We start from the raw sequence: 18,659 nt of genomic DNA, 5'->3' as shown, positions 1-18,659 counted from the left end.
ATGCCGACTCCTGGACTCAAACCCTACCGTTATCTCCCGATTCAGGAATGCGGTGAACCTTTAGTGCTGATTCCCGAAGAGCAAGTGAGTTTAACCCAGCCCCACCCCTACGCCCAACTCGGTGCGCCCTACGGTTCTCATTCCCCTTTCTCCCTCCGGCAAAGTGTGTTAACAAAATTATTACAAGCCCAGGATTATTTACAGCAGATTAAACCCGGTTGGCGGCTGTGTATCTTTGATGGCTATCGTCCTAATTTTGTGCAAACATTTATGGTGCACTATACCTATCAAGAATTGCTGAAAACCCAGCCGGAACTTTCACCAGAGGCACGCTGGGCGCAGGTGTATCAAATTTGGGCAGTCCCCAGCGATGACCCGGCTACCCCACCCCCCCACAGCACTGGTGCCGCCGTGGATTTAACCCTATGGGATGAATGTGGGCAGGAAATAGATATGGGTGCCCCGATTGATGAATGTTCGCCCCGCTCCCTGCCGGATTATTACCCCCCAGACAGTCAGTACAGCGTGCATCGCAATTTACTCCATCAAGTCATGCAACACGCCGGTTTTGTCCGTCATCCCGAAGAATGGTGGCATTTTTCCTGGGGGGATCAACTGTGGGCATGGGTAACTGGTGCGTCCACCGCCCATTACGGACGGGTCGAGGAGCGGGGAACCCCCGGAGATTCCCCACCGCCCTGGTTAAACCACCCCTAAACCGCCGCCAACTGCCGCTGGAACAACTGGGCGAGCTTGCGGGGCTGACGGGTGCGCCAATTCCCCTTGCCATACACATACCCCGCCAACAGGGGCAGGGCAAGCGTGGCTTCCGCAAACACCATCTGTTCCGTCGCCATATTCACCTTGCCCCAGGAATGGGCTTCCCGCAGGGTGGAACCGGAAAGTGCCCCATCCCGCTCATCCGCCACCGTGATCTGAATGGCATAGCGGTGCATCGTGGCTTCAAAACCCAACAATTCCGCCGCCACCACCGTATCCTGGGCAAAGTTCTTGGGTACGCCGCCGCCGACCATCACCAGCCCGGTGTAGGGACTTGCCAGCTTGCACTGGGTCAACTCCCGGAAATCCCGCACCGAATCAATCGTCACATGGCGATCCGGCGCATACCACTGGTGATAGACCAACCCAAACCCCGCCGAGCAGTCGCTAAACGCCGGGACAAAAATCGGCACCTGATGCCGGTACGCCGCCAACACCACCGACTGGTCATCCTTGCCATACCGCTCCAGATACGCCCCCATGTGTTGGATAAACTCCCGGGACGAATAGGGGCGGGGTGCCAACGTATCGGCAATTTGGGCGATCACATGGTCACACACCCGCAGTTCATTTTCATCAATGTAGGTGTCGTAAATCCGGTCAATCTGGTGCTGACGCAGAACCTCGTCATCCGCCAGGGGGTCGCCCACATAATGCCGAAATCCCAGGGCTTCAAAGAAATCCTGATCCACAATGTTGGCACCGGTGGACACGATCACATCCACCATGTTGTGGGTGACCAAATCCAACACCACTTTCTTCAAACCCGCACTGAACAGGGAACCAGCCAAACACAGGATGATGTTACATTCCCGGTCCTGGATCATCTGGTCGTAAATTTGGGCGGCTCGCCCCAGATTGCGGGCTTGAAAGGCGGTTTGCGCCATGGATTCCACCAAACCCACCACATCAAACTGCTTGATGTCAATCGCTTCTACGGTCGTCTGCAACAATTCTTGACGCTCCATCTCCATACCTCCTAGTCCAAAAGGAAGAGCAATTTTTTACTGCTTTTTACTGCCAACCACCCTCCACGGGAAGGGTTAGCAGGGACTAGGTCCCTCACAACGGTCATGCCAAAAGAGACCGGGGTCGGATTCCCGCCGTTTTTCCAGCTTGGTTTCCAGGTGCCAGAGGCTGGCTAGTCGCCACGGGTCAGGCATGGGATGTCAGGAAGGCACGAGTAACGCACAATTAAAACTATAGCAGACTTTCCCCTGGGGGCAATGGGGGGCACTCCCTCCCAAATCCATCGTTCCCAGCCAGGAAATCCCTGATCCCCGTAGGTAAATTTGGTGTTGTGAGCCGTTCCCCCTTCTGTTAAGATCAACCCAACAGTAATTTTCACTACAATCATGTCCACTCATTCAGAACCGGTTGTGGTCATTGGCGTGGCGGGGGACTCCGGGTGTGGGAAGTCCACGTTTTTGCGCCGTCTCACGGATTTGTTTGGAGCCGAGTGGCTCACCGTAATTTGTCTGGACGATTACCACTGCCTCGACCGGAAACAGCGCAAGGCGGCGGGGGTCACGGCACTCAACCCCAAGGCGAACAATTTCGACTTAATGTATGAACAAATCAAAGCACTAAAAGCGGGTAAAGCCATTGAAAAACCCATTTATAACCACGAAACTGGTGAAATTGACCCGCCGGAAACCATCGTACCCAGTCGGATTGTGGTGATTGAGGGATTGCATCCTTTTTATGATGAGCGGGTGCGGGAGTTGGTGGATTTTGGGGTCTATTTAGACCTGGATGATGCGGTCAAAATCGCTTGGAAAATCCAACGGGATATGGCGGAACGGGGGCATACCTACGAGGATGTGATCCGTTCGATTGAAGCCCGCCGCCCGGATTTCATGGCGTACATTGACCCGCAAAAACAGTACGCCGATGTGGTGATTCAGATTTTACCCACCCAATTGATCCCCAACGATACGGAGCGGAAGGTTCTGCGGGTGCGGTTGATCCAAAAAGAGGGTCGCCCGGGTTTTCGTCCTGCCTATTTATTCGATGAAGGCTCCACCATTACCTGGATTCCCTGCGGCCGCAAACTCACCTGTTCCTACCCGGGGATTCGCCTGTTCTATGGCCCGGATGAATACTACGGCCATCAGGTTTCCGTACTCGAAGTGGATGGGCAATTTGACCGGCTGGAAGAATTGATCTACATCGAGCAACACCTGAGCAATACCTCCACCCAGCACTACGGGGAAATGACCGAATTGCTCCGCAAGCATCCCGAATATCCGGGTTCCAACAATGGTACTGGGCTGTTTCAGGTGTTGGTGGGGCTGAAAATGCGGGAGACCTACCACTATCTCACCGCCAAGGAAGCCGCCCCGGTGGCCGCCACCGTCTAGTCCTCCAGGGGGGTCAACTCCACCAACTGGGGGTCAATCATTTTGGGGGTGGGATGGTTCTCAAACCGAATCCCCAGGTGAATTCGGGGTGCCTGCCCAAAAACGTGGGTAACCTGCCCCACCCCAAATTTGCGATGCAGACAGCGATCCCCGACACTCCAAGTCCGCCGGGGGGAAGAGGGTTTCGGTGAACGGGGATGGGTCGCTTGCCTTGGGTTTGAGGGAAGGCTCCAGGAACCTGCCCGGTCAGCTCGGACGACCTCCGGGGGCAATTCCTCCAAAAACATGGATGCCGTCGCCGGTTCCCGTTGGTTGCCGTAGAGGCGGCGGGAGGTGGCATGGGTGAGAAACAGCCGTTCCTTGGCTCGGGTAATCCCCACATAACAGAGGCGGCGTTCCTCCTCAAGCGCCACCGGGTCATTCAGGGAGCGAAAATTGGGGAACAGCCCCTGCTCCAAGCCCACCATAAACACCACCGGAAATTCCAAACCTTTGGAGGCGTGGAGGGTCATCAGGGTCACCTTGTCCGGCCCCTGCTCCAACTGGTCTAAATCCGAAGCCAGGGAGGCATTGGACAAAAAACCAATCAGTGAGGTGTCTTCATTCTCCTCCCCGTACTGAATGGCGGCATTCACCAATTCCTGCAAATTTTGCAACCGTTCGTTGGCCTCATCCGTGCCTTCCAATTCCAGTTCCCGCCGGTAGCCCGACTGGGTGAGAATCCCCTGGATAATTTCGGGGGCAGTTTTGCTGTCCAATTGTTGTTGCCAATGTTCGATTAAGTAAACAAATTCCTGAATGGATTTAGCGGTTTTTCCCTTGAATTGGGTGAGGGCATCCGTCCCGGCAATCACTTGCCACAGGGATTGATTACGTTCTTCCGCCCATTGCCCAATCTGGTCGAGCGTGGTTTTACCAATCCCCCGTTTGGGCGTATTAATCACCCGGATTAAACTGATATTATCCGTAGGGTTCACCAACAGACGTAAATAGGCTAGGGCATCCTTAATTTCTTTCCGGTCATAAAACCGCAATCCCCCCACCACCTGATACGGAATATCCCCCCGCACCAGCACTTCTTCCAGGGCACGGGACTGGGCATTGGTGCGGTATAAAATGGCGAAACTTTGCCAGGAATAGTGGGGATTTTTCTGGCGTAAATGCCGTAACTTTTGCAGGATATAATCCGCTTCGTCCCGCTCATCCGTCGCTTCAAAGGTGAGGATTTTGTCCCCGGCACCGTGGGTTGGACGCAGTATTTTATCAATCCGTTCCTGGTTGTGTTGAATCAGATGGTTGGCGGCTGTTAAAATGTTGGCAACCGAGCGATAATTTTGTTCTAATTTCACCATCGTGCGGGTGTCATCATCCGGCAAGCGGTCCCCAAAATCGTTTTGAAAATTCATTAAAATCGTAAAATCTGCGCCCCGGAAGCGATAGATGGATTGATCCGCATCGCCCACCACAAAAATGGAACGGTTTTCCCAGGAAATATCCCGTACTGCCTGCCCATTGGTGGTCAATAAACGGATTAATTCATACTGGGTATGGTTGGTATCCTGATATTCATCCACCGCAATGTGGCGAAACTGTTGATGCCAGTAGGCTAAAATCTGTTCATTCTGTTGAAATAACCGCACGGGCACCAGCAGTAAATCGTCAAAATCCAGGCTATTATTCTTAGCGAGTTCCTGTTGATAGCGGCTGTACACTTCCGCAATCACCCGCCCCCGATAATTCGGTTCTTCCCGCTCGTATTGGCTGGGGGATTTCCCCTGGTTTTTGATGCGACTAATGGTATAACGTACCTGCCGGGGATCAAAACGTTTCTCATCTAAATTCATATCTTTTTGGGTAATCTGCTTGATCAGAGTTTGCGCCTCACCCTCATCCAAAATCGTAAAATTTTTCGTCCATTTTCGCCCCTGTTCATCCTGATATTTTTCAATGTCGTAACGCAGGAGGCGACCACATAAACTATGAAACGTCCCCATCCAGAGATGCCGGGTCACCTGGCGATAAATCTGGGAGCGCAATTGATTTTGTTCCACCCCCGATAGCTGGGCAAATTCCTGACCGGACTGTTTGGCTAAACGCTGGGCAAGTAAATCCTCAATCCGGGTTTTTATTTCCTTGGCCGCCTTATTCGTAAACGTAACGGCTAAAATGTGTTGCGGGTCAACCCGGTAATGTTCCAATAGATAGGCAATCCGGTAGGTTAACGCCCGGGTTTTGCCCGAACCTGCCCCCGCCACCACCAGCAGAGGGCCGCAAAAATGTTGCACCGCTTGACGTTGTGCCGGATTCAGCCCGGATAACAGCAGGCTTGGGGTGTCCATAGGGGGTCAGTGAGGAACAGTCGCATGGTATTTTATCATCATAACTGAGGTATTTGTGAATTTTCGCCCCATATTCGGTCGGTTTTCAATCATATTGGCATAGTATCTATAAAAATCAATAAACCCCAGGCATCTTAATAAAAAAAATACGAAGCAAGTATCTACAGTACCCCTGCTTTTTCCTCAACAGAGGTGCCCTGATTTGAGAGTGGTTCTATCTGCACATAACCCTATGGGTTTGTGACCCAAGCGACGGGTCAAATGCAGTACAGGTTGCCTGACCTGCTCCCGGTGGGGAATAATAGGAGCGTCATCTGCGGAGGGATTGCCCCGTGAAAACCCCAAATGTATCTAACTTATTCAGTGGTGTGATTCTCGCCCTAGTTTTGTTTCTGGGGTTGAGTTCCTATGTGATCATCAACCCCGGGGAAGCGGGAGTGCTGAGTATTTTGGGCAAATCCCAGGACGGGGCACTTTTGGAGGGGATACACCTCAAACCCCCCTTGATTTCCCAGGTGGATGTCTATGATGTGACGGTGCAAAAATTTGAAGTCCCGGCGCAAAGTGCCACCAAGGATTTACAGGACCTGACCGGGCGATTTGCCATCAACTTCCGGCTCGACCCCCAACGGGTGGTGGAAATTCGCCGTACCCAGGGTTCCCTAGCCAATATCGTGGCGAAAATCATTGCCCCCCAGACCCAGGAATCCTTCAAGGTGGCCGCCGCCCGCCGCACCGCCGAGGAATCCATTACCCAGCGGGAATTGCTCAAAAATGATTTTGATAGTGCCCTGCAAAGTCGCTTGGAAAAATACGGCATCATCGTCCTGGATACGAGTGTGGTGGATTTGAATTTCTCACCGGAATTTGCCCGGGCGGTGGAAGAAAAACAAATCGCCGAACAGCAGGCCCAACGGGCGGTGTATGTGGCCCAAGCGGCGGAACAGGAAGCCCAGGCGGAAGTTAACCGGGCCCGGGGGAAAGCGGAAGCCCAGCGGTTGCTCGCCGAAACCCTGCGGGCCCAAGGGGGGGAATTGGTACTGCAAAAAGAAGCCATCGAAGCCTGGAAATCCGGGGGTGCCCAAATGCCCCAAGTTTTAGTCATGGGGGGCGGCAATACCACCGGCGTACCCTTTTTATTTAACCTCAAGGACTTCAAGGGCAATTCTTGATTGGGAGCAACCCCTATGTTACAATCAGAAGCTTGTGGTTTCTTGATCAATTGCGACCTTGGCCAACGTTATTGTGATTGGTGCCCAGTGGGGCGATGAGGGGAAGGGGAAAATTACCGACCTGCTGAGTGCCTCGGCGGACGTGGTGGTGCGCTACCAGGGGGGGGTGAATGCGGGGCATACGGTGGTGGTGGCGGGGCAGACGTTTAAGTTGCACCTGATTCCTTCCGGGATTCTTTACCCGGATACCCAGTGCATCATCGGCAGTGGCACGGTGATTGACCCCCAGGTATTGCTGGCGGAAATGGCTCAACTGGAGCAGTTGGGGGTACCGACGGACAACCTCTGGATTTCCCAGACCGCCCACGTGACCATGCCCTACCATCGCCTGATTGACCAAGCGGAGGAGGAATATCGGGGTCGGCATCGGATTGGCACCACCGGGCGGGGGATTGGCCCTACTTATGCGGACAAGTCGGACCGGACTGGGATTCGGGTGCAGGATTTGCTCGACCCGGAGGGACTGCGGGAACAACTGACCTGGACGATTACCCAGAAAAATGTGGTATTGGAAAAGCTGTATAACCGCCCGCCCCTGGATGCGGAGGAAATTATTCAGCAATATCTGGCGTATGCCCAACGCCTGCGACCCCACATTGTGGACAGTACGCTGGTCTTGTGGGAAGCAGTCCAAAAGCGACGCAATATCCTATTTGAAGGGGCGCAGGGAACTTTGCTGGACTTGGACCACGGCACCTATCCCTACGTCACTTCTTCCAACCCGGTGGCGGGGGGAGCCTGTGTGGGGGCGGGGATCGGGCCGACCATGATTGACCGGGTGATTGGGGTGGCGAAAGCCTACACGACCCGGGTGGGGGAGGGGCCTTTTCCCACGGAATTGCATGGGGATGTGGGCGAGCATCTGTGCGAACGGGGGGCAGAATTTGGCACGACGACCGGGCGGAAACGGCGTTGTGGGTGGTTTGATGCGGTGATTGGTCGTTATGCGGTGCGGATCAATGGCATGGATTGTTTGGCGATTACCAAATTAGATGTGCTGGATGAATTGCCAGAAATTAAAGTCTGTGTCGCCTACGAAATTGACGGACAACGCACCCGCAATTTTCCCAATAGTAGCCGTCAGTTTGCCCGTTGTCAGCCCGTGTATGAGACCCTCCCCGGTTGGCAATCCCCCACCAGCCATTGCCGTTCCTTAGAGGAATTGCCCAAGGCGGCGTTGGACTATTTGCACTTTTTGGCGAGCATGATGGAAGTGCCCATTGCCATCATTTCCCTGGGGGCAGGTCGGGAGCAAACCATTATTGTGGAAGACCCAATTCATGGTCCTAAACGGGCATTACTGCCGGTCAGTTGAGCCAAAAAACCGCAGGTCGGGAGTTTTTTATACAAAACTTAAAAATATAGGGCACTTCTAAAAATAGGTCGCAGGGGCGCCGCCCCCGTATTTGGCTTTGGGGAATTTCTCTTCGTTGTTAATCAAGCAAGTAAGATTGCTACAGTAAACCTAAATGAATTGAGAGCAGGGGTCGCAGGGGCACCGCCCCCGTATTTGGCTTTGGGGAATTTCTCTTCGTTGTTAATCAAGCAAGTAAGATTGCTACAGTAAACCTAAATGAATTGAGAACAGGGGTCGCAGGGGTACCGCCCCCGTATTTGGTTCTGGGTAATATAGGCATTCCCACAAGGGGATTTATGGTTGGTTCAAATAAACAGAGGTTCCCTTATTATTCCAACCAGAATTTTTGGTCAATCAGCGGGTTAAATACTGGCTAAATCCCTCTGGATAAAGGATCAATTCCCCATTTAATAGGGGTTCTATAGCCACCCAACGGGCGATTTTAGTCCGTTCCCCCTCCTGGAATTGCAGGGATTCACATTCATAAAATTTCGGGTCAACAAAACCACAGCGATAAAGCTGGATAATTTCATGCCCCGGCTTGCCATTGTAGGTAAAAATATTCTCCAAACAACCCAGATATTCAATATCCCGCAGTTCCGCCTGCAATTCTTCCCAAAATTCCCGCTCTAGGGCACGGGCACTGGGTTCCCCAAACTCCACCCCACCCCCCAACGCTCGGTAAAAAGTGAGTTGGCGAGCCGGGTCATAACCTTGGGACAAAAACACCCGGTTGTCCCGTTGGATTAACCCCAAAGCCAGCACCCGAATCCGCTCGCTCCAGCCCATACTAAGTGCGAAATTTCCGAAACGCTAGGGTGACATTGTGACCCCCAAAACCAAAGGAATTGGACAACGCCACCTCCACAGGTAGGTTACGAGCCTGATGGGGCACATAATCCAGGTCACATTCCGGGTCGGGATGGTCAAGGTTAATCGTCGGCGGCACCTGGTCGTGATAGACCGCCAACACCGTCGCCACCGCTTCAATCCCCCCCGAACCCCCTAACAAATGACCGGTCATGGATTTGGTGGAACTCACGGCAACCCGGTAGGCGTGGTCCCCCAGGGCTTTTTTGATCGCTTTGGTTTCCGTCACATCGTTGGCGGGGGTGCTGGTGCCGTGGGCGTTGATATAATTCACCTGGTCAGGGCGGAGATGCCCATCCTTGAGAGCCAATTCAATCGCCCGGATCGCTCCCTCCCCGTCCGGCGTGGGGGCAGTGATATGGTAAGCATCACAGGTGGAACCATACCCCACCAATTCCGCATAAATCCGGGCACCCCGCCGTTGGGCATGGCTGAGGGTTTCCAAAATCAAGACCCCCGCCCCCTCCCCCAGCACAAACCCATCCCGGTCACGGTCAAAGGGACGGGAAGCCCGGGTCGGTTCCTCATTCCGCAGGGAAATGGCTTTACAGGCGGCAAAAGCGGCCATCCCCAGGGGGGTAATGGCACCCTCCGTGCCCCCACAAATCATCGCCTGCACATACCCCTGTTGCAACAGACGCAGGGCATCCCCAATGGCGTTGGCACCGGCGGCACAGGCGGTCACGGGACAGGAATTGGGGCCCTTGGCACCCGTGTGAATGGCGGTCAACCCGGCGGCCATATTACAAATCATCATCGGCACGGTAAAGGGGCTACAGCGACCGGGCCCTTTGGTCAGCAATACCTGCTCCTGCTCCTCCATAATCCGCAGACCCCCGACACCCGTCCCCAGCACCACCCCCACCTGACAGGCATTCGCCGCCGTGATGGTCAGCCCCGCATCCTGGAGGGCTTGCAAACTGGCACACACCCCAAACTGGGCAAAACGATCCATCCGTTTCGCATCCCGCCGCTCCAGATAGGCACAGGGGTCAAAATCTTTCACCTCCCCGGCAATCCGGCAGTCCTGTTGGGAGGCATCAAACAAGGTCACCGGGCCAATGCCACTGCGACCCGCCAGCAGACCCGCCCAATAGTCCGCCACCGTATTCCCCAGGGGTGTAATTGCCCCCAGCCCCGTGACGACCACCCGCTCCCGACTCGTCATGAACCTACGCCGCTACCTTCTGTTGGGCAATATAGTCCACCGCCTGTTGTACCGTCGTGATCTGCTCGGCGGCACTGTCGGGGATTTCAATATCAAAGGACTCTTCCAACTTCATCACCAAGTCCACCGTCGCCAGGGAATCCGCCCCCAAATCATTGGCAAAACTCGCCTCTGGAGTCACCTTTTCCAATTCCACATCCAGGGTGTCCGCCACAATTTTTTGGACTTCAGTGAGAATTTCCTGCTTATCCATGCCACAACTCCATTGGGTATCCTTAGCATCTTATCGAAATTGGGCCCCCCTGCTCCATGTCTGCGCCCAAAACTGCCCCAAAGCTCTGGATCAAACCCTCGCACACCCCTGCCAGGTCAATATCGGGGCAAAATTGCGCCACATTTCCCACCCCATAGCCCCGAATCCCACAGGGCACAATCCGCTCAAAAGCCCTTAAATCCGTACACACATTCAGGGCAAACCCGTGCATCGTCACCCCCCGCCGTACCTTGATGCCCAGCGCCGCCACCTTTTGGTCCCCCACCCATACCCCGGTATAGCCGGGTTTCCGTTCCCCAGGAATACCATATTTTTCCAGGACATTGATAATAATTTGCTCTAAAGCACGCAGATACTGATGCACATCCAACCCGTAATTTTTCAGGCGCAAAATCGGATAGCCCACCACCTGCCCCGGCCCATGATAGGTCACTTCCCCGCCCCGTTCCGTGCGATAGACGGGAATGCCAATCCTACCGATGGAAAAATGCAGAAAATCTAAAGATGCCCCCTGCCCCAGGGTATAGACCGGCTCATGTTCTAATAATGCCAATACATCCGGGAGTTCCGGGTGATCCAACCGTTCCTGCACCTGTTCCTTTTGCCATGCCCAGGCGTGGGGATAGGGCACCGATCCCGCCTGAATTACCTGAATTTTTGCCATCCCAGCGGCGTCGCGTATCCCGGCGTTTCCCAGGGTAAACCATCCTGGTGATCCCCTTGTGACCCCGGGTCATCTGCCCCTATACTAAAGGTAAGTTTATTGCACATAAATATCATTATGGAAATTTTCACCGGCGTGTTTGTGGGGTTTTGGCCTTCGAGCAAGGGCAAGCTCAAGTTTATCCGCATCCAGGATGGGGCCCAGGAGTATCAGGTGAAATTGCCCAAGTATATGCGGGCGGGGCTAATGCGGGAATTGGTGGTGGGGATGGGCGTAAAAGTGGCAGTACGTTGGCATGACCACAGTTGGCAAGCTACGGATATTATTTTGTTTTCCGGTACGGAGTCCCTGGTTTCCCCGCCCACCCTCGCCCAAAGCATGGCCGCCACCCATCCGCCTTGTCGGGTCGAGGTCTGCCAAAAGGGCAATTGCCGCAAGCAGGGGGGAGTGCAATTATTGCAAGAACTTAGCGAAATGGTGCGCGCGCAGGGTTGGGAAGAATGGGTTTTTGTGGAAGGGAGTGGTTGCCAGAAAGCCTGCAAAACCGCCCCCAATGTACGCATTAATGGTCACAATTATCACCGGGCGCAGGTGGCTACCCTCATGCCTGAATTACGGGTGCAGGTACAGCGAATCACTAGCCCTCACCTGGGTTGTGGGGATAAATAACGGGCATTTTTAATTAACGGCACCTCTATTTACAGTCTTTTAAGTAGTTATGGGATACAGTTGAACCCCACTTACCGTAGGTCAATCATGCTGAAATTTTAGAATAATCAAGGCTTTTTGCATCCTTTAATTGACAAATAGACTGTATTTATTATCGCCAGTGGCAGATTTAGCAATCCTACTTGATTTGCATTAGCTTGCGTGCCGTAGGCATACAGAAATTCTCCAGAACCAAGAACGGGGGTGGTGCCCCTGCGACCTATTTTTTAGAGATGCCCTACCCCCAACCGCAACTGGAAATAGTCCTTTACCCCTGGGGGCGCACCATCAATCCAGCGAGTTTATGCTTTTCACCGATAAATTCCACCCCCCGCTGGTTGGCTTCGAGATGGCGCAAAATTTTGTAAATCGTTTCCACTTCCGCTGGTGCCTGTACCTGTTGTGCTATTTCTTCTAAAGTTAACCCGTGGGGATGCTCCCGTAGGGTTTTCAGCAATTGGCGTTGCAGTTGCAAGATGGCACTGGCGGCTTTTTTCCCCGCTTCGACCCCCGGCTGATGGTAGGCATTGATATTGATTAACGAAGCATACAAACCCACCGCCCGTTCGTACAGGGCAATCAAGGCGGCTACGGTTTTGGGGGTGACTTCCCGCAGGGTGATGGTAATGGATTCCCGACCGTTTTCGTACAAGGCTTGCCGGGTGCCCTGCAAAAAGCCGGAGAGGTAATCCCCGGTGGTGATCCCCGGTTCGATTTCCCAGTCCCCACCATCTCGATCCTTGAGTACTTCGATAAAGGTGGCAAAAAAGTTATTCAACCCCTCCCGCAACTGTTGCACATAGGCGTGTTGGTCGGTGGAACCCTTGTTGCCATAGACGGCAATGCCCTGATTCACCACCTTGCCATCCAAATCCTTTTCCTTGCCCAGGGATTCCATCACCAACTGTTGCAGATAGCGGCTGAGCAAACTCAGGCTGTCCTTGTAGGGCAGGATCACCATGTCTTTGCGCCCCTGTCCCTGCCCCGCCGCATACCAAGCCAAGGCGAGGAGTGCCGCCGGATTTTGCCGTACTTCAGCGATGCGGGTCGCCTGATCCATTTCCCGTGCCCCCCGCAACATCTCCCGGATGGGAATCCCCTGCAGAGCCGCCGGTACCAGCCCCACCGTCGCCAATTCCGAGGTGCGCCCCCCCACCCAGTCAAACATGGGAAAACGGGCCAGCCACCGCTCCTGTTGGGCGGTTTGATCCAAATCACTGCCGGGCATGGTCACCGCCACCGCCTGGGGCGCAAACAGCCATTCCCGCTGGCGAAAGACCCGCTGTAATTCCCACATGCCGTTGCGGGGTTCGGGGGTGCCGCCGGATTTGGACGTGACCAAAATTACACTGGTGCGTAAACGGTTCCCCAAGGTTGCCACCAGCCGGTCAATGCCTGCGGGATCGGTATTGTCAATAAAATGAATTCCCAAGGGTGGCTGAACGGGAGCCAACGCCTGCGCCACAAACTGAGGACCAAGGGCTGAACCGCCAATGCCCACAGAAACCACATCCGTAAAGGGTTCCCCGTTCCCTGCCCTGATTTCCCCCCGATGCACCTGCTGGGCAAACTGCTCCACTCGGTCAATGGACTCCCGAATGTCCCGCTGAATTTCTGGGGTGGGGGCTAAATCCGGGTCCCGCAACCAATAGTGCCCCACCATGCGTTGCTCGTCCGGGTTGGCAATGCTACCGCTTTCTAAAGCCGCCATATCCTGAAACGCCCGGATGAACTGCGGCTGGAGTTCTTGATATAGTTCCTGCGTCAAACTGTCCACCCGGCTCACATCCAGATACAGTTCCAAACCGCTGTGGTAATACAACCAGTCCTGATACCGTTGCCAGAGTGTCGGTGCCATGTTCCTTCCCCCAAGTAATTCAGCAAGCAACCCAGGCGGCTTCATCTTAACATCCCTCCCCCCGCCGAGCCAGCAAACGCAGAATTTTCCCCGCCAGGACTGCCGCCCCAAACCCATTGTCAATGTTCACCACCGCCAGCCCCGGCGCACAGCTATTCAGCATGGTTAATAGAGGTGCTAATCCCTGCCACTGCGCCCCGTAGCCAATACTGGTCGGCACGCCAATCACCGGCACCGAACTTAACCCCGCCACCACCGAAGGCAGTGCCCCCTCCATCCCCGCCACCACAATTAGCACATCGCAGGGCTGTATCTCCGCCCACCGCTGGAGCAACCGCTGTATTCCCGCCACCCCCACATCCCGAAAGGACTGGCTCTGAAACCCCAGATAGTGCAGGGTGACCAGGGCTTCCTGCGCCACCTTTTGATCCGCCGTCCCCGCCGTAATCACCCCCACCAACCCCGCATGGCGTACTGTTGGCGTACCCAGCACCAGGGTTTCCCCCAGGGAGTCATAGGTCAGAGGACTGTTACTTAATTGGTTGTGAATTTGACCTTGAATGACCTGCGCCACTGATGGGCTGATCCGGGTTGCCAGTGCTAGACCATTGCGTTCATACATTTGCTGTAAAATCGTAGCAATTTGTTCTGGCGTTTTCCCCAACCCCCACACCACTTCAGGAATGCCGGTGCGGGCGGCACGATCCCAGTCCAAATGGGCAAAATCCCCCAGATTAGACGGGTACATAGCCACCAAAGATTGCCACGCCAAACCATTGCCAGACCCCATCCACCCCCACAAATCCGGCGGCTCTGAGTAATTCCAATTGGGTTGCCAGGGTTGCCAACTGGTCTTGGCTGGAGGTGCCGCAGGTGTGTACGATGCCCCGTTCCGGGATGAGTTCGCTGGGGGTACATTCCTGACGCACCCGTTGGTACAGGGCGGCACTGTGGGGATGGGGTGCCAACACCGGGTCGGCATTCCAAAAACAACCGCCGGGGCGCAGGTGGGCAAAAATCTGCCGGAACAACTGCCCCTTCATGGCATCGCTCAGGTGGTGAATCGCCAGGGAGGACACGCAGGCATCCACCGGCTCAATGGGGGGAAAATCCTGGGGGTTGACCGCCCACGCCCCAAAATCGGCGGTGATGAAGGTGGTTTGCGCTGGGGGTAATTTCCCCTGTGCCTGCTGGATCATCGCCGGGGAATAGTCCATCGCCATGATCTGCACCTGGGGCAACCGTTCGAGGATACGGGCGCTGAGATTACCCGTGCCGCACCCCAAGTCCAACACCCGCTGCGCCTCCGGGGGCACACACCAACTCAAGGCGGTCAAAAGCTGGTCATAATGGGGAAGCAACCGGCGGATGCCCTGGTCAAAGTCCCTGGCGTGGGCAAATACTTCCCCTGGTCGAATCGTGGCAGACACCGTTACTCCTATGTTTCCCCTTTACGACGATAACCCAACCGGGCGTACCCCGGTGATGACCTACGGGCTGATCACGGTATGTGTGGTGGTTTTTTTCTACCAGGTGGGATTGGAGGCGGCGGAATTAAAACCCTTTATCCAAACCTGGGCGGTGATTCCCCGGGAATTGTTTACCCATTTTGACCGAGAGTGGTTTACCCTGGTGAGTTCCCAATTTCTGCACGGCGGGCTGTGGCATCTGGCGGGGAATATGTGGTTTCTCTGGCTGTTTGGGAATAATTTGGAAGATGTGTTGGGACGCGGGCCGTTTTTATGCTTTTACCTGCTGTGTGGGGCGGTGGCCGCCTTTGTCCAAGCGGGGGTTACGGCTCATTCCGGCATACCCCTGATCGGTGCCAGCGGGGCGATTGCCGGGGTGATGGGGGGCTATATCGTGCGGTTTCCCCACGCCCAGATTCACACCCTGTTGATTTTGGTAATTTTTATCACGGTGATTCGTATTCCGGCGGTGGTCTATCTGGGATTCTGGATCGTTTTTGAGACCCTGCGGGCGGCGGCGACGGAACCGGGAATGCCGGGGATTGCCTATCTTGCCCATGTGGCGGGGTTTTTGGCGGGGGCGGTGCTGTTGCCCCTGTGGCCGGAACGGCGGGATTGATCGAGAGAAATTGGGGGTAAGATGGAAGGGCACGTGTTTTCCCACAATTTCCCATGCAGGCCGTGGAACTGACGGATGCGCCCGCACCGGTGGCATTAACTGAAGCCAACCGGATTTTGGTGGTGGAAGATGAGGACTTGATTCGGGAAATGCTCCAGCTTTCCCTGACGGAGGAAGGCTATTGTGTCACGGCGGTGGCGGATGGGCGGGCGGCCTTAGGGCTATTGCTCCAGACGGAACCCAGCCAGGCATTGCCCCCCTTTGATTTGGTGGTTTTGGATTTGATGTTGCCCCAGGTGAATGGTTTGGATTTGTGCCGTCTCCTGCGCCGCCAGGGAAATGCCACGCCGATTTTGATCCTCAGTGCCCGGGGGAGCGAAACCGACCGGGTGTTGGGGTTGGAGGTGGGGGCGGATGATTATCTGATCAAACCCTTTAGTACCCGGGAATTGATCGCCCGGTGTCGGGCCCTCCTGCGGCGGCAAAAGCAAAACTACCTGCCCCAACCCACTGTTTTACATTATAAAGACATTTACTGCTACCCCCAACAGTGCCGGGTGACGGTGCGGGGGGAGGTGGTGAATTTGTCCCCCAAGGAATTTCGCCTGCTGGAACTGTTTATGAACTATCCCCGCCGGGTTTGGTCCCGGGAAAGTTTGCTGGACCGGGTGTGGGGGTCGGACTTTGTGGGGGACAGCAAAACGGTAGATGTGCACATCCGCTGGTTGCGCCAAAAACTGGAGCGTGACCCCAGCCACCCGGAATACATCCTGACGGTGCGGGGCTTTGGCTACCGCTTTGGGTGATGGAATGGAGCCTGCTGTTGCTCGGGCTGGGGCTGGGCGGTGCGGTGGGGTGGGGGTTGAGCCGCTGGCGGATGCCTCCCCCGTCGTTGGCCTGGGCGGAAATGATCCAAGGTTTGCCCTGCGGTTGTCTGGTGGTGGATGAGGAAAATCAACTGATCCTGTGTAACCCGGCGGCGAGGGAGTTGCTGAGTTTACACCGTTGGCAACCGGAACAACCCCGCCTCCTGCTGGAATTGGTGCGCTCCTACGAACTGGACCAACTGATCCAACGCACCCGCAGTCACACCACTCCCTGTACGGAGGAATGGGCCTTTTATCCACCGGCGGGGGAATCCGCTCCCCTCCCCATTGCCCTGCGGGCTACAGCCCAACGGCTGTCCCAGGGGCAGGTGGTGGTGTTTTTGGAAAACCGGCAAACCCTGGTGGAACTCAGCCAAGCCCGGGAACGGTGGGTGACGGATTTGACCCACGAACTGAAAACCCCCTTGACCGCCATGCGATTGGTGGCGGAGGCTTTACACCAACGGCTAGAACCGCCCCTGCAAACCTGGGTCACCCGCCTGCTGGGGGAATTGGACCGCCTGATTCATTTGGTACAGAATTGGCTGGAAGTGGCGCAGGGACGTAGTCCGGTTCGCAACCCCACCCCGGTGGATGTGGTCGCCCTGGTGCAGACGGTTTGGCAGGCTCTGGAACCCCTCGCCCAACGCAAAAATCTCACCCTGGACTACCTTGGTCCAGCCTGTCTCTGGCTGAAGGGGGATGAACTGCGCCTGTACCGGATGTTCTGCAATGTGCTGGACAACAGCATTAAATATAGTCCGCCGGGGGGCACGATTCATGTGCGGATTACCCCCCAAGCGGTTCACCAGCGGGTAGAGATTGATGTCATTGACGAGGGAGCGGGGTTTCCCACCGCCGACTTGCCCCATCTGTTTGAGCGATTTTACCAAGGGCAACGGGATGCCCAATGGCAGGAAAGCGGCACGGGACTGGGGCTGGCCATCGTCCGCCAAATTGTCGTGGCGCATGGGGGGGACGTGCAGGCGAGCAACCATCCCCAATGGGGCGGGGCATGGCTACGCATTCAACTGCCCTGGACGGCAGAGCCTTGGTCTGGGGAAGATACACCACCCGTCAAGGAGCGGTAGTACAAAAACCCGACCCCACCCACAAACAAGCCATAAACCAGCACTTGCAGGAGGTAGAGGTGATCCCGGTAGCCCAACAGCACCTTGAGTAGGAGTCCCGGCCATTCCCCATCCGGCAACCACCGGGAGGTATCCCAGACCAGCATTCCCAGCCCCGTCCCCGCCTCCGCCAGGGCTTTACTCAGGTGCAGGAGGGCACTGACCAACAAGCCCCCCACAATCAGCAATAAACCACTGCCCATCACCAGGAAAAATGCTCGCAGGGGCAACCGCATCCCCAGCCCAAACAGCAGATAGCCCACCAGCACCGCTCCCAACACCCCCGCCAACGCCCCCAACAAGGGCAGTCCCCCCTGGCGGAACTGGGCAGTGATGAAAATCACCGTTTCGACCCCCTCCCGTCCCACGGCGGCCAGCACCAGGAGGGCAATGCCCCAACCCTGCCGTTGTTCGGACACCTGTTGCCGGATCAGCCCCGCCATCCCCCGTCCCTGCCGGGTCATCCACAGCAACATCCAGGTCAACAACCCGGCGGCTACCAGTTCCAAGCCCGCTTCCACCCCGTACTGCAACCGGGGGCGCATCTGGGTCAATTGGTGCAGACCCACCACCAACAGCCCCCCCCCCGCCAGGCTTAATCCCACGCCCGCCACTACCCCCGCTCCCACCCAGGGGTACAGGTCTTTGCGTTGGGTTTGTCCTAAAACTGTCAGGATAATGCCCACCACCAAGGCGGCTTCTACCCCCTCTCTCAGGGTGATCACAAAACTGGGAATGGCTAAAGCCCAATGACCCATAGGGACACCACAGCGTAAACCTCCCTTTCAGCTTAACTAAATCCCACGTGGACGTTGCTCCTGGGAGATAGGGTTATCCGCAGAACCAAGGGCGGGGGTGCCCGGCGACGAGAAGTGAGATTCTATAGAACCAAGTACGGGGTGATACTCTGTGACCGCTGATTTTTTAAGTATTTTATTAAGTATAAAAGTTTACTCACAATC

The 18,659-nt window shown here is 55.5% G+C and carries 18 protein-coding genes; 8 read left to right on the top strand and 10 right to left on the bottom strand.

What is annotated here, in order from left to right:
* Window positions 1–717: a M15 family metallopeptidase gene (locus tag MLD66_RS05150; protein ID WP_247215868.1), complete on the top strand. Its 717-nt coding sequence runs from the start codon at window positions 1–3 to the stop codon at window positions 715–717.
* Here the strand turns inward: MLD66_RS05150 and MLD66_RS05145 are convergent.
* Complete coding sequence (locus tag MLD66_RS05145; RefSeq protein ID WP_247215867.1) at window positions 714–1,748, bottom strand: deoxyhypusine synthase; 1,035 nt, start codon at window positions 1,746–1,748, stop codon at window positions 714–716. The two genes, MLD66_RS05150 and MLD66_RS05145, sit on opposite strands and share 4 nt — an antisense overlap.
* Before the next feature lie 387 nt (window positions 1,749–2,135).
* Here MLD66_RS05145 and MLD66_RS05140 point away from each other — a divergent pair, with 387 nt between their 5' ends.
* A complete protein-coding gene (locus MLD66_RS05140; RefSeq protein WP_247215866.1) occupies window positions 2,136–3,143 on the top strand; it encodes a phosphoribulokinase in 1,008 nt (335 codons plus the stop codon).
* Here the strand turns inward: MLD66_RS05140 and pcrA are convergent.
* The gene (pcrA, locus tag MLD66_RS05135) at window positions 3,140–5,482 is read right to left on the bottom strand and encodes a DNA helicase PcrA (RefSeq protein WP_247215865.1); all 2,343 of its coding nucleotides are present in this window, start codon (window positions 5,480–5,482) and stop codon (window positions 3,140–3,142) included. The genes MLD66_RS05140 and pcrA overlap by 4 nt on opposite strands.
* A gap of 332 nt (window positions 5,483–5,814) precedes the next feature.
* On the opposite strand from pcrA, the gene MLD66_RS05130 reads away from it, so the two are divergent.
* Complete coding sequence (locus tag MLD66_RS05130; protein ID WP_247215864.1) at window positions 5,815–6,654, top strand: prohibitin family protein; 840 nt, start codon at window positions 5,815–5,817, stop codon at window positions 6,652–6,654.
* A 58-nt stretch (window positions 6,655–6,712) separates the two neighbouring features.
* Window positions 6,713–8,029, top strand: coding sequence for an adenylosuccinate synthase (locus MLD66_RS05125; protein WP_247215863.1), 1,317 nt, complete (start codon window positions 6,713–6,715; stop codon window positions 8,027–8,029).
* A 396-nt stretch (window positions 8,030–8,425) separates the two neighbouring features.
* On the opposite strand, the gene MLD66_RS05120 is transcribed toward MLD66_RS05125, so the two are convergent.
* Genes MLD66_RS05120 through lipB form a run of 4 tightly spaced genes read right to left on the bottom strand, consistent with a single transcriptional unit; the run spans window position 8,426 to window position 11,047 of the window.
* Window positions 8,426–8,860, bottom strand: coding sequence for an NUDIX hydrolase (locus MLD66_RS05120; RefSeq protein WP_247215862.1), 435 nt, complete (start codon window positions 8,858–8,860; stop codon window positions 8,426–8,428).
* 1 nt (window position 8,861) lies between these two features.
* Entirely contained in the window at window positions 8,862–10,109 is a 1,248-nt protein-coding gene (gene fabF, locus MLD66_RS05115) for a beta-ketoacyl-ACP synthase II (protein ID WP_247215861.1), read from the bottom strand.
* A gap of 4 nt (window positions 10,110–10,113) precedes the next feature.
* Window positions 10,114–10,362, bottom strand: a complete 249-nt coding sequence (locus MLD66_RS05110; protein ID WP_247215860.1) for an acyl carrier protein — start codon at window positions 10,360–10,362, stop codon at window positions 10,114–10,116.
* 22 nt (window positions 10,363–10,384) lie between these two features.
* Window positions 10,385–11,047: a lipoyl(octanoyl) transferase LipB gene (lipB, locus tag MLD66_RS05105; RefSeq protein ID WP_247215859.1), complete on the bottom strand. Its 663-nt coding sequence runs from the start codon at window positions 11,045–11,047 to the stop codon at window positions 10,385–10,387.
* 117 nt (window positions 11,048–11,164) lie between these two features.
* Between lipB and MLD66_RS05100 the strand changes: the two genes are divergently transcribed.
* Complete coding sequence (locus MLD66_RS05100; protein WP_247215858.1) at window positions 11,165–11,716, top strand: (2Fe-2S) ferredoxin domain-containing protein; 552 nt, start codon at window positions 11,165–11,167, stop codon at window positions 11,714–11,716.
* 307 nt (window positions 11,717–12,023) lie between these two features.
* On the opposite strand, the gene MLD66_RS05095 is transcribed toward MLD66_RS05100, so the two are convergent.
* From MLD66_RS05095 to MLD66_RS05085, 3 genes are read right to left on the bottom strand one after another with little or no spacing between them, the layout of a single operon-like run.
* The gene (locus MLD66_RS05095; RefSeq protein ID WP_247215857.1) at window positions 12,024–13,613 is read right to left on the bottom strand and encodes a glucose-6-phosphate isomerase; all 1,590 of its coding nucleotides are present in this window, start codon (window positions 13,611–13,613) and stop codon (window positions 12,024–12,026) included.
* Window positions 13,614–13,659: 46 nt separating this feature from the next.
* Complete coding sequence (gene larB / locus MLD66_RS05090; RefSeq protein ID WP_247215856.1) at window positions 13,660–14,403, bottom strand: nickel pincer cofactor biosynthesis protein LarB; 744 nt, start codon at window positions 14,401–14,403, stop codon at window positions 13,660–13,662.
* Window positions 14,348–15,043, bottom strand: coding sequence for a class I SAM-dependent methyltransferase (locus tag MLD66_RS05085; RefSeq protein ID WP_247215855.1), 696 nt, complete (start codon window positions 15,041–15,043; stop codon window positions 14,348–14,350). The genes larB and MLD66_RS05085 overlap by 56 nt, the downstream gene beginning before the upstream one ends.
* On the opposite strand from MLD66_RS05085, the gene MLD66_RS05080 reads away from it, so the two are divergent.
* From MLD66_RS05080 to MLD66_RS05070, 3 genes are read left to right on the top strand one after another with little or no spacing between them, the layout of a single operon-like run.
* Window positions 15,033–15,701 (top strand): rhomboid family intramembrane serine protease, encoded by a 669-nt coding sequence (locus MLD66_RS05080; protein ID WP_339396918.1) that lies wholly within the window; start codon window positions 15,033–15,035, stop codon window positions 15,699–15,701. The genes MLD66_RS05085 and MLD66_RS05080 overlap by 11 nt on opposite strands.
* A 53-nt stretch (window positions 15,702–15,754) precedes the next feature.
* Window positions 15,755–16,507, top strand: coding sequence for a response regulator transcription factor (locus MLD66_RS05075; RefSeq protein WP_247215854.1), 753 nt, complete (start codon window positions 15,755–15,757; stop codon window positions 16,505–16,507).
* Entirely contained in the window at window positions 16,507–17,658 is a 1,152-nt protein-coding gene (locus MLD66_RS05070; protein WP_247215853.1) for an ATP-binding protein, read from the top strand. Before MLD66_RS05075 ends, MLD66_RS05070 begins: the two co-directional genes overlap by 1 nt.
* On the opposite strand, the gene MLD66_RS05065 is transcribed toward MLD66_RS05070, so the two are convergent.
* Window positions 17,595–18,455, bottom strand: coding sequence for an FTR1 family protein (locus tag MLD66_RS05065; protein WP_247215852.1), 861 nt, complete (start codon window positions 18,453–18,455; stop codon window positions 17,595–17,597). The two genes, MLD66_RS05070 and MLD66_RS05065, sit on opposite strands and share 64 nt — an antisense overlap.
* Window positions 18,456–18,659: the final 204 nt, after the last annotated feature.

This window comes from Synechococcus sp. C9 (assembly GCF_022984075.1).
Classification (GTDB): domain Bacteria; phylum Cyanobacteriota; class Cyanobacteriia; order Gloeomargaritales; family Gloeomargaritaceae; genus Gloeomargarita.
This window is presented reverse-complemented; position numbering and strand designations above follow the sequence as displayed.